The organism is Weissella minor (genome assembly GCF_001437425.1).
GTDB classification, from domain to species: domain Bacteria; phylum Bacillota; class Bacilli; order Lactobacillales; family Lactobacillaceae; genus Weissella; species Weissella minor.
Window position 1 is genome coordinate 1 of the sequence record NZ_JQCD01000001.1, and the last position, 11,826, is coordinate 11,826.

The 11,826-nt window shown below is 35.6% G+C and carries 11 protein-coding genes; 1 reads left to right on the plus strand and 10 read right to left on the minus strand.

Annotated features, from left to right (window positions below; genetic code table 11):
• The 5 genes from IV67_RS00005 to IV67_RS09600 form a co-directional block, all read right to left on the minus strand.
• Positions 1–1,453: peptide cleavage/export ABC transporter (locus tag IV67_RS00005; RefSeq protein ID WP_057785876.1), on the minus strand; the 1,453-nt coding region annotated here is incomplete at its 3' end.
• Between the two features lie 92 nt (positions 1,454–1,545).
• Positions 1,546–1,713 carry a bacteriocin gene (locus tag IV67_RS09165; RefSeq protein WP_157050253.1) on the minus strand — a complete coding sequence of 56 codons (168 nt, stop codon included), beginning with the start codon at positions 1,711–1,713 and terminating at the stop codon, positions 1,546–1,548.
• A 20-nt stretch (positions 1,714–1,733) separates the two neighbouring features.
• Positions 1,734–1,916 carry a hypothetical protein gene (locus tag IV67_RS00010; protein WP_057785879.1) on the minus strand — a complete coding sequence of 61 codons (183 nt, stop codon included), beginning with the start codon at positions 1,914–1,916 and terminating at the stop codon, positions 1,734–1,736.
• Between the two features lie 96 nt (positions 1,917–2,012).
• Complete coding sequence (locus IV67_RS00015) at positions 2,013–2,234, minus strand: helix-turn-helix domain-containing protein (protein ID WP_057785881.1); 222 nt, start codon at positions 2,232–2,234, stop codon at positions 2,013–2,015.
• The gene (locus IV67_RS09600; protein WP_162261060.1) at positions 2,234–2,713 is read right to left on the minus strand and encodes a CPBP family glutamic-type intramembrane protease; all 480 of its coding nucleotides are present in this window, start codon (positions 2,711–2,713) and stop codon (positions 2,234–2,236) included. Before IV67_RS09600 ends, IV67_RS00015 begins: the two co-directional genes overlap by 1 nt.
• Between IV67_RS09600 and IV67_RS09330 the strand changes: the two genes are divergently transcribed.
• A complete protein-coding gene (locus tag IV67_RS09330; RefSeq protein WP_057785883.1) occupies positions 2,634–2,831 on the plus strand; it encodes a hypothetical protein in 198 nt (65 codons plus the stop codon). The genes IV67_RS09600 and IV67_RS09330 overlap by 80 nt on opposite strands.
• Before the next feature lie 441 nt (positions 2,832–3,272).
• Here the strand turns inward: IV67_RS09330 and IV67_RS00025 are convergent, their stop codons facing one another.
• From IV67_RS00025 to IV67_RS00045, 5 genes are all read right to left on the minus strand, one after another.
• A complete protein-coding gene (locus IV67_RS00025) occupies positions 3,273–5,864 on the minus strand; it encodes a TrlF family AAA-like ATPase (protein ID WP_057785886.1) in 2,592 nt (863 codons plus the stop codon).
• Between the two features lie 586 nt (positions 5,865–6,450).
• On the minus strand, positions 6,451–7,914 hold the full coding sequence (mobV, locus tag IV67_RS00030) for a MobV family relaxase (protein WP_057785888.1): 1,464 nt from the start codon (positions 7,912–7,914) through the stop codon (positions 6,451–6,453).
• A 292-nt stretch (positions 7,915–8,206) separates the two neighbouring features.
• A complete protein-coding gene (locus IV67_RS00035; RefSeq protein ID WP_057785890.1) occupies positions 8,207–9,034 on the minus strand; it encodes a coiled-coil domain-containing protein in 828 nt (275 codons plus the stop codon).
• Positions 9,035–9,936: 902 nt separating this feature from the next.
• Entirely contained in the window at positions 9,937–11,040 is a 1,104-nt protein-coding gene (locus tag IV67_RS00040; protein WP_057785892.1) for an HlyD family efflux transporter periplasmic adaptor subunit, read from the minus strand.
• A gap of 17 nt (positions 11,041–11,057) precedes the next feature.
• Positions 11,058–11,826 (minus strand): ATP-binding cassette domain-containing protein (locus tag IV67_RS00045; RefSeq protein WP_157050254.1); only part of this gene is annotated, 769 nt, incomplete at its 5' end.

Here is an 11,826-nt window from a genome sequence, read left to right on the forward strand (position 1 = left end):
TTAAATCATCTTGTTCGGCTAAAGGTAACTTTTGACTATCTGAAGCAAATTCAGATGGGACATCAAAGACTTCGTTTAAACGATGTGCGGCGACTATGGCCGTTTGAATTTTACTCTGTAGATCAATGATAGATTGTAAGGGATCCGTGAAGTAACCAAGCAATGCATTGTAGGCCATAAGTTCTCCCATTGATAATTTGTTATGCATAACGAGATTGGCCCCATACCACAGAATTAAAACTTCAAAAATTAGCTTTAAAGCGCCTTTAATCGCTTCTTGAATCGCGGTTAACCGAGCCGTTTTAAATGAGCGTTTAAGAAAATGAACATAGTCACGGTCAATATGGCCATAACTAGTTTCTTCAGCCCCTAAGGCTTTAATCGTTTCCATGCCATTTAAACTTTCAATGATTGAGGACTCAAGAGTTGCACCTGACTTCATTGCTTCAGTGTTTAAATAGTTAAATGGTTTAACGAAGACATACACAATGAACATATAAATAGGGATAGATAGTACTGAAATTAAAAACATATCATGATTGTAGCTAAACAAAACGACAGCCATGATAATCACAATACCCACATCAAGTAACATTGATAAGACGGAACTAGCGACGGCTTCAATAATCGAATTAGCGTCATTAAAACGGGACGTAATTTCTCCCACGCGACGGGTGTAAAAGAAATTCATAGGGAGTTCAAATAAATGCTTAACATATGACAAGATAAGGTCAATTGAAAGTCGTTGACCAAGCACAATTAGTAAATACTGTTGAACATAACTCATAATTTGTTGGAAGATGTAGGCGGTAATTAACCCAATACTAACGATACTGAGTGTGCTCATCATGCCATTTGGAATGTAATCGTCGATGAGTAATTGTAAGAAGTAAGATCCAGCAATGCTGATTAGGGTTACCAACAGTGAGGCAACTACAATATTAGTTACGAGTCCCTTTTGTTTAAAAATGATTGGGAAAAAGGACTTAAAGCCCTCTTTTTTCCCCTTAGTAGGTTTAAATTCAGGAGTGGGGGCAAAGAATAAGGCAATGCCCGTCCATTGATCAGCAAATTGTCTATATGACATGCGCTTCTTTTTGACATCGGGGTCAGGATCAGCAACATAGATATGATGTTTGTTTGCCTTATAAACGACGTAATAGTGTTCAATAAGTTCACCCTGGTCCATTTTTTCAACATGCGCAATAAACGGATAAGGGAGCTGTTTATAATCATCGAATAGTGACATATCCGCTTTGATGGCCTTAGTTTCAAATCCTAAAGTTTCAGCGGCTTTTTTAATACCTAGCGCAGTAGAGCCATCTAAATTAGTTTTTTCTAAATCTCGAATTTTTGAAATTGAGATATCCTTATTGAATGATTTACAAACCATGGCGAGACATGCAGCACCACAGTCACGTTCATCGACTTGATTTATGTATTTGAATTGCATTATTTTCTCCAATTATTTAGGATGATATTAATTTTAATACGAAAAAAATAGGATTTCAAAGTTGAAATCCTATTTTTTCGTATTTATTCATGTTATAGGGAACCATAATGGAATTTGTGCTTTAGGCCATGTTTATAACCACCCCAAAATTCATTAACAGCGTCAGCAATTGCGATCCCTTTTCCAGCCTTCTTAAGACGACGGCCACCTCCAGAGATAGTTGAAAGTTCTGTATCGGTTAGTGCTTTTTCTTGTAACATATTAAGATCTCCTCTACTAATTATGGACGGAACCAGGTAGCCCGTGAACGACGTGACTGTCCTCTAAAGGCGTGATTTTGATATCCAAAGTAATCACGGGTAAGACGTCCAGCAGCAGAACCAATGTGGCCAAGTACACCACCACCAGTTACTTTATCTAAATCAGCTTCAGATAGTTCAACTTCATTAAATTTATTCAACATAATTGACCTCCTAGTATCTATGAAAATCGGTGAAATAAGTTTATAACATTATTGTAGTCCTGTAGTAAATAATATCAATTTACAAAATGTATAGTTTTATTTTTCGAAGAATTCGTGGATATCTTTACCAAAAATGTTTTCTAATTCTAAAAGTGTTTCTATATCAGGAGTTCGAGAACACTGTTCATAATGAGATAATGCAGTTGTAGAAATATGTAAATATTCAGCTAGTTGAGCCTGTGTTAGATGGTTGGCTTTGCGGTATTGTTTGATTTTTTTTGCTATATTTGCATGTAATGTACCTTTATCCATAGTCATTATAATAAGTTCCATCCCATATGAAAAATTATGGTAAGTAGTAGATTATCGTTGCTTAGTCCATAAAAAAGACAAAAAAAGAGTAGAAATGAATAATATATTAAGTCGTTTAGTGAAAGGCTTGGAGAATGAAATAAAAAGAAAATAGCAAAGGTAATGGTAGCTGAAAGAAGTGTGGTAAATATCTTTGAGTGTGTGAATGTACTGATTTTAATAGCTAAGTTTCGCTGTACCCCATATTGAAAGATAATACTTTCCATTATTGGGGCAACAAGTATTGAAGATAAAAAGCTCAATGTTTTAATTAATAAGTTTGGTGATAATAGTGATGAGTTTACGACTTGTTGATTTTGTGAAGTATAGTTATTAGGTAATAATAAGGAGTTGCTTATATATGTAATGACAAATGCTAGTGCTAACATTACGATAAAAAGTAATAATAATTTTGGGTGTAGCTTAACTTTTCTAATATCTGCCATTAAATCTGATCGAAGGGCATACAATGATAGTAAGGAAAAAATAAAAAGAAATATAAATGTTGCAGACACAACAAATGGATTATTTGATATATATATAACTGGACCAACTAACAAATAAAAGATACTAGTACAAGATAAACTTAGATTTTTCATAGTAATCGTTTAATTTAAACGTGATTTGTCGAATAAAATTAATCTCCTCATTTTATTTTATTGTTATAGTAACACGTTGTTTATGAAATGTTAATTAATATGGTGTGAGCAAAAATTAATATTAATTGTTCTGGTAGAGAATGCGCTGTTAAAGGTTAGTCGTAAATAAAAAAGAATATTGGTAAAATCTGAAACTCTTTTAGCTATACCAATCACAGTTAACATAATGCATGTTACACCGAGTCCCTGCTATAATAGCCTTTTGAGACGTTTGTGAACTTCCCCCCACTTCACAAGCGCCAAAAAGCCCGTTCCGGTCGTTTCACAAACGGCCTCAACGGGCTTTTTTCACAATCTAGACCATTCATCATTAAAAATGATAAACAGTGTTTATGTGATGGCTTATTTAGTTTGATTGTAAGGAGGTATCTATATATTTTCTCTCACGTTTTTTAAATGCTTCTTTACCTCCCTCCAAAATATCAAAAATATGGTCTTGTATGCTGTGCTGGCTTAAAAAGTATGCACTATCTGAAGACTTGTTATCTTCTAAACTACCATTGATGTAATCAAATTCTATGTCATTTTCGTTCGGATACTGCATTGATGTTTTATTCGCTACGATAATATTTTCGCTATCAGCTCCAACTACAACGTTTGGGTTATGAGTTACTACAATAATTTGTCTTACTTTTTTTGTTCTTCGGAGATATTGAGTTAGCTCGTTATAAATTGAACGATTGTCAAGGTTGTCTTCTGGTTGATCAATTAGAACAGGAACTTTACTATCAGAGAAATCTAGTATTAATTTAAGAATAACAAAAGATCTTTTTCCAGGGGACATGTTTTGAAATTCATCACCCTGGTACACTACACTATAATTGTACTCGTAAAAATTAGTAGAAAAGAAATGCTTGATGAGATCATCTTTTGATTTTCCTGCGTTGTATTTTAAGTCTTCACAGTCGAATATGTGATCAATTTCCGCAGAAAAATTATCTTGTAGGCGATTTATAAAATCATTTTTGGCATGCCCTTGTCCATTAATGAAGTCGAATTCATTATAGAAGTCTTTCGGTTTAAAAAATAGCTTTATTTCTAGGCCTTCTGACGAAATTTCAAACGTAGTTGACAATTCTTCTCGTAGTGATTCGTACTCTTTGTAGTACTCTATTATTTGGTTTTTGGTGGTTTCTTTTTTGTTACGAATCATTTTAAGATTTTTTTCGTAGGTTTCAATAGCAAGAAGTTCTTGTTCGGATTTTTGAATTAATGTATTTAAATTAGCAAGTTCTGTGCTATTTTGGGAAATGATTTCTCCCTTTTTAAACAACTTGTCGTTTTTAATATTGTTTATTGCATTATTTATAGTAACTATTTCTTCTTGCAACCGTGTATTGATAGTAGATACTGTAGATGAAACTTCTATTTGAGCATAGTTGTTTACTTTGTCCATAACGGCAGAAAATACTTTGTCAATGTCAGCATTTAATTGGCCAGTATATAAAATGCGAAAATCTTGAGTATTAATATTGGACAGTATGGACAGTTGATTCTGTAAATTTGCTAGCTGTAATGATAAATGTTTCTTTTCTTCAATTTTACCATGCAGTAGTGTTTTATCAGAATCAGTCAAATTATTATTGCTTAAGATTTTTTGGCTTTGTTCTTGATAATTATGGAGTCTTTTCTCCGCGGAGTCTTTTTCTACCTCGGGTTTTTGTAAATTCTTTTCTTCGTCAACACTAGAAAAGTATTCTTTCAATAATTTTTCGATTGTTGTGCCCAATTGCATGCACCCAGAATTGTATTGCTTTACAGGTTCATTCAATTGTTTGGCGATGATAATATCATTGATCATTTCTTTTAGTTTATTAGGATCAGTAGACATGTCAAACATATAATTTTGACCAATATATTCAATTTTTCGAGGCGTATTTTCCGTTTGATCACGCCAAATGACGTCGAATTTATTATTGTTTTGAGAAAGGTCATATTTTTCTTTAGGGAAATTAGGATCTAAACGTTTGCCAATAGAATTTAGTAATGTTGATTTTCCATTTCCGCGTCCACCTATAATAGAGTTGAGACCTTCAGACAGTGCGATGGGTTTGTCATTATAAATTAGCCTATCAATAACTAACTCGTCTTTTTCTAATTGTGGTTTTTTCTTATCTAAACAGATTCTATCTTCTGGCTCAAATAGTATTTGTTTTAAACCATTAAAGGTAGTATCGGCTTTTATCCAGGAAAATTTCGTACCGATGTCTTCAAATGAGTGGGCATCGGATGACTGTAGCAATGGTTTGACATAGCGGCTATGGTGTAACCAAAAATCTCTGTCTTTTTCTAAATTATTGTGGGAACAGTGTGGGTCTGTACATGTAGCTGGATCATTGCAACTTGAGTGAATAATCAAATCAGAACGACTACAAACTTCTTCATAGACGGATTGACTTTTACCAGTGGCATCACTAGTAGCGCTACCATGTCCCCTCGAAAGGAACCCTGTTAAATATTGTCCTTTTATATCACTGTTTGTAGATAATTCTTTGAGGAGAGTATCAAGGCTGATGTGTGCTGTATCCCGTATTTCATCTGTGGTTAGGAAGTTGAAAGGTTTACTGTTAGGACCTGTGCTTGCGTGTAGTACTGCCAAAACATTTTGAATGATTTTATGGTCTAATGTATTGTTAAATATTATGTGATAATCGAACAATTGATCGGATTTATTGATGTTTGATAGTCGTAATTCCAAGTTTAGGAAAGTGGTAATTCCATTTTTTTCAAGGTATTTTTGTAATTCAAAATCATCATCAGAAAAATTAAAGTAATTAGTTAGTCCAATAGCAGCTATACCGTTATCTTTCAGGACTTCAAGATATCGTTCTTTGTTTGGTGCATGAGTTTCTTTGTTTTCTTCAAAGTTGTTGTTCAAGTTAGAATATAAGGAATGTATGTGTAAATCCCATTTTCTGAACTCTGATCCCCTATTCATATTTATAGATGACTCCTTTTTATTTATGAGATAAGTATACCAAAATATGTATATTTTTGAGAGGAGACTGGATATATTTAATTTTTGTGTTATAATTTAATAAAGAAAAGGCACCAGGTACCACAATACCTGATGCCAACAAGACTTGAGTGTAAAGACTGTTAACGACTATTCAACTGAATGGTCGTTTTTCTTTTTGTCATTAGGATCCGAACGTCGTATATAATCAGATTTTGCTGATTTTAAACGATACGAACCTAATGCGCCAAGAACGATCGAGATGGCGATTGCCCACGATACTACGTCCATTACACGCAAACCTTTCTCGAATTTTCATGTTGCGCTACCTCCTTGACTTGAGTAATTGAGGGGTAGGCTAACACTCAAAACGAACCAAAGGTTCTTATCTTGTTACGTCAGATTACGAGTGCTCCCGGTCCAACGCATTTTCTATTGTAACATTGTTTGAGAAACTTCATTGTAAATAAAAAGGCGACTCCCTTCTACGGACCGGGAGTCGCCTTTTTAAAAGCAGGGGCTATTGTGTTCCTGAAAATTTGTAGTATGTCTGATTTATATCCGTTTATTAACGACTTATATCTCTATCTTTGTTGTTGAATCGACGTGTTCGTTCCATTAAGACATTTAATTGTTGTGCACTGGCCTTATGTATAGCTTCAGGTAAAAGCACTTCAAATGGTTTATCAATATGTTCTCGTGTCTTTTTATTAACAGCTTTTAACCCGCTATTTTTAATCAAACTATCTCGCCATTCTGGACCTAAATAACCCAAATCAATTACCGTATCAGCAAGGACACCTTTAAGTTCATTATTCTTTTCGATATTTTCTTTCGTCAACGTTAAAGCTTCCGACAAATTATCTGCAATGATTCCTAATCGGCTGAAATTTGGCCATGTATTTTCGGGGGCACGTGCATATTTTTCATAACCATCGATTCTCTTTTTTATTTCGATTTCAGTTTCCTCACCCACGATCGCAAGCACGTTGGTATAAAGCTGTTCTTCTTTTTGATCTAGTGATTGGGCTTTAACCTCTAACGCTTTTTCCTTATTATCGAGTTCATCTTCACGCCTGATTAATGCATGGGCTTTATTAACGACAAAATCTGATACATATTGTTTAGCCTGTTCTAGCGCTCGCTTAATTTCATCGATATGCAACCATTCATAAACTTGTCGCCAACCCTGCCGCGTATTTACTGGCATAGGGGCAGTTCCAAACTCATCTATAAACTCAAAGTAATTTTCTCGGCTATCTGACACTTTATTTTCATCATAAACAGAGGCGGCAACCTTAAATTCGGGTTCTAACGCCTCCAAAGCATCAACCATTTTTTGTTTCAGCTCATTTTCAGTTTTTTTCAGCGTTTTTTCTTTTTCTTGGTGTTCTTCATCCTGTTTTCGTTTTTCATCTCGTAAACGTTCAAAATCAGCTTGAGAACGACCGTTTTCAAATCCACGATCCGCCTCAGAAGCGCGAACAAAATCTAATTCAGGGTATTGCTCTTGTAAGTGAGTTAAAAGTTGTGTCTGGGTCTCTTTCATGAACGTCCGATTGTAGATGTCTTTGGCAGATAGACGACCATCTTCGGTTAAAGGAATTGTATCAAGATGAACATGATCATTGGTTTCATCACGGTGGATATTTAAGCCAATAACGTTTTTATAACCGCCTAAGCGATCAACTAGAAAATTAATGGCTGTGGTTATGACCTCTTGTTTCTTATCGGGCGACAACTGTAAAACCTCGTCTCCGCCAAATTGAAGTGTATGTTGGACATCAACAATGGCATCTTTGCGTGGCTTTCTCTTTCCTGTATAGCGTTCTTGAATGAGTTGATCGATTCTTTGGGTATACGGAATATTCTTGAACTCATGGTCAATGACTGAAGACACATTTAAGTGTGTCTTTTCAGGATCAATGCGAGCATTTTTGTGTTTGTCAGATTTACGTTCATTGTGAATTTGAAGACCGTTTACTGCAGATTTAGGGTGCTTTTCAAAGTGCCAAGAAATTGTGCTAGCCATAATGATTTCTCCAGTTTTACAACTAGTATAGCACAGCGGACCTAAAGATAAGTCTAGCCCCCTATACTTAACAAGTTAAGAGGTGGCTCTGCGAGGCTGGCACTCTAACGAGTGCGGTAGCAGTTCCACCACTCTTACGGTGGAACTAAGCTATTTTCAGCGCTGATCTTTTACGCTTGAAAACCGCCGGCGGGTCTTCCCAGACAGGGGCATTTCATGCGGACACTACCGTGGGTCAATTTCATTAAGAGTCTTGTCAGACAGACTGAATGTGGCACGTTCAATCGCCTTATTAACGCCCAAACAGACGTTGCCAAAAGCTTTTATTTTGTTCATCTTGTAATTTCTGTCTAGTCTTAGTCAATTGTTCGCGTAGTGTCTTGTTTTCTTCAGCAATAGACTGACGCTGTTTTGCCTTTTCTTGAGCAATCCCCTGTGTCTCATTGAGTTCGTGTTGTAAGGTATCCAGGTGTTGCTGTTTGTCTTCCAGAGCATCTAAAGTTTTGGTGAGCTCTTCTTTTAAATCATCCAACTGTTGATTCTCACGAAACAAGTAATCAGAAAAATGTTCACTGTTTTTAAGCTCGGTTTGTAGAGATTCTTTTGCTTGTTTTTCAGAGCTGATTTGTTCTTTTAGCTCAGCGATGTTCTCTTTTAGTTCATGTAAATATTCGTCCGAATTAGTCGATTTATTGGCAGTATCAAGCAATGCAAGACGTTCTTGTTCACTGTGATTCAACTTTGTCTGTAAATCTAATTGTAATTGTTGTGCTTGATCAAGTAGTTTAGTTGTCTCAGAAATAGTTATGTTTTTACTCTCTATTTCTTTTTGTAGAAAAATTTTATCGGCCTTTAGGGTATCTATATGCGCTTTTAATGTTTCAAAAACAGTTGATTTTATCTGTTTACTCTCACTGTCACCCCCTGTAACAGTGGTAACACTTTTGTGTTTACTAGAGGTAACACTCTCTTGTTTAAGGATCCGTAAATCTCTTTCTGAATAAGAACCAGATAGGTTTACGCCATTTGCTTTAGACCTCTTGTATAGTGTTTTTCTAGATATTTTTAAATACTCTGCAAGATCTGTGACGGATTTGAATTCTTTGTTACCTGTTTCCATTTTAAGTGTTACCTTTGTTTACTAGTAGTGTTACCTTTGTTTACCTAAATGGTAACACAACAGTGAATGATAGTTGTGCAGTTTTTTAATGCATGTATGTGGATATACGTTTATTACAAGCCGTACATGTATAAAATATTGTTGACAGTTGTAGGGAAGCGAGATAGTCTAAATACATGAACAACTAAATAAACGAAAAAGCACCAATTGGAATGGGGATTCCAATTGGTGCTAGTGCAAAGAATATCCGTAGTATTCGAAGCACATTGTCGATTTCTTTATATAAGTACATTATACCTGTACAAAGAAATCCGTCAACCCAAAAGAACTCACAAACGATAAAAAGTAAGTGGATCAAGGTGTGGACGATTGCAGTGTAAGCTTTTGAATGGCTACCTGTAATCGTCTTTTTTGTTTACAAGAAAGGACAAGCACCGAAGAACCTGCCACGTTAAGGCGCTGTGAGTATAACGAACTTTTGGGAACAATAAGCCTAGGTGGAAGCTAGGACGTCACGTGAAGGACCTTGCTCACGGCACTGTGGGAGCATAAAGGAGAAGCAGTGAAGCTGTTAATGGAAGAAGACGACGAGTGAACACTACATTAGCACCTATCTTAGTTGCGTTTGATAGAAAGACATATAGAATGCGGAAAGACCGTACCAGTGATGGTACAAAGCGATTTCAGCGCGTATAAGCGGGTGGTTAACCAGTTGCACCTAAAAACAACGGCAAAGCTTATATGCGTCCACAAGGGGTGGTCTTAGTGGATAAAGGAATGAAGTTGTACATGAATTAGCATGTAAGGCGTTTGAGATGCACAAAAGCCACTTGTCCAGTACTGCGAAAGCAGGAAATGGACAAGTGGCGAGAGAGAGCCTTTGCATGCTGATACTTGTTACTTTATTTTGTGAATAATAAGTCCTTGACGTAGTTTAGCCATGTTTTTTGACCTGTAATAACTGAAATATTTCCTGTAAGTCCATACCTAATTTTAGTGTACTGTTTTTTTGTTGGCTTAAGGTTAGCTGTAACTTTATATGCATCACCCTGTTTTGTTGAGGTGGGGGCACTATCAATTTGATGGATTTTCCCTGTTAATAGTAAGGGCTTGGGCCCTTGTTGGTTGGCACGGAACCTAATTTTCTGTCCATTTTGTATTCCATTGAGTTTATCTGTTGGAATGTAAAATGTCGCACTTAAGGGTGTATCAATTGATAGCTTAGGATAAATTTGAGCTAACTCAGAACCACTGGTGAGATATTTTGTTTTAACATTGTTGTTTTCAACATGAAGAATTCCGTCTTTAGGAGCTTCAATACTTTGACTTTGGTTTTGAGTGTCATTATTATTTTGCTCAGCATCTAATTGATCATTTTGGTCGCTTAAATCACTTAATTGCTGGTTGATGTCAGCTAGTGTTTTAGCTTGTAGTGATTTTTGTTTCTCAGTATTTGACTGATTAGATCGTGTAATATCGCCATTTTTTTTGGCTTGAGTATTATCACTACTACGAATATCAGAATTATTTTGTTGTGTGCTGGTATTGATATCAGCTAACTGTGCTAAATAGTCATTGTACTGATCAGCATAACCATAATCATCTGTACCATTAAACAAGTTTTGACCAGTGATTATACTTTGTTTGTAGATTTCTAAAGCTTGCGTCTTGGCATAGTTCTTTTTATATTTATGAGCTACAAGGTCTTGGTTACTTTTGATATCGCTATTATCATATTGAATGAGTAAGTCACCTTTGGTGACCGATTTGTTCTCATGTAAATTATTGATCTTAACGGGGTTATTACTAGAGGATTGAATGATTGCTAAAGGCTTTTTAGGTTCTATCGATCCGACAGCTTTCACAACAATCTCTTTTTTGGTTAGGCACATGAAGATGACAATTAAGATTAGCCCAATAACGATAGGCCAGATAAGTTTAGTCGCAAAAGTACCATACCTTTTGTTATAAAATTCAGAACTCTCTAATAGATTATTATCAATCATAGCTATTCCTTTCAATTTTATTTACGAACGAGGTTGGTATAAGCGTCATTTGAACCCAAAAGGTCATTATGTGTTCCGTCAGCAACAATTTGGCCATGTTCTAACATAACTAGACGTGGAACACGTTCAGCAATGGTTAGACGGTGGGCAACGAAAATAATCGTTTTATCCGTTAAATTCATGAGATTATCAACGACAATCTTTTCAGTTAATACATCAAGGTTACTAGTTGATTCATCTAGGATAATGACTTTTGAATCAGTCAGGAGCGCCCGTGCTAAGGAAAGTCGTTGCATTTGTCCGCCAGATAGATTACCTAATTCTGATATTTCGGTTTCAAAGCCCTGGGACATGTTTTCAATATCGGTACGAATATGTGCAATTTCAGTGGATTTAAGCACATCATCAAAAGTAGTGCCTGTTTTAGCCCCCATGGTGAGATTATCAATCACTTTACCTGTAAAAGTATGTGGTTCTTGAGGAACGTAAGTGATGAGTTCGCGTAAATGTACTTTATCTAAAAAGGTAATATCTGTATTATTCAGTTTGATCTTACCGTTATTTTTTTCAAGATCATAGAACCGCACCAATAATTTGGTTAAGGTTGATTTTCCTGAGCCACTAATACCAACTAGGGCGATTTTTTCATTATTTTCAATGGATAATGATAAGTGATTTAAGACTGGTTGGTTGTATTGATATTCGAAAGAAATGTCTTCAAATGCAATGTTTAAATCATCTTGTTCGGCTAAAGGTAACTTTTGACTATCTGAATTTGCTTCAGAT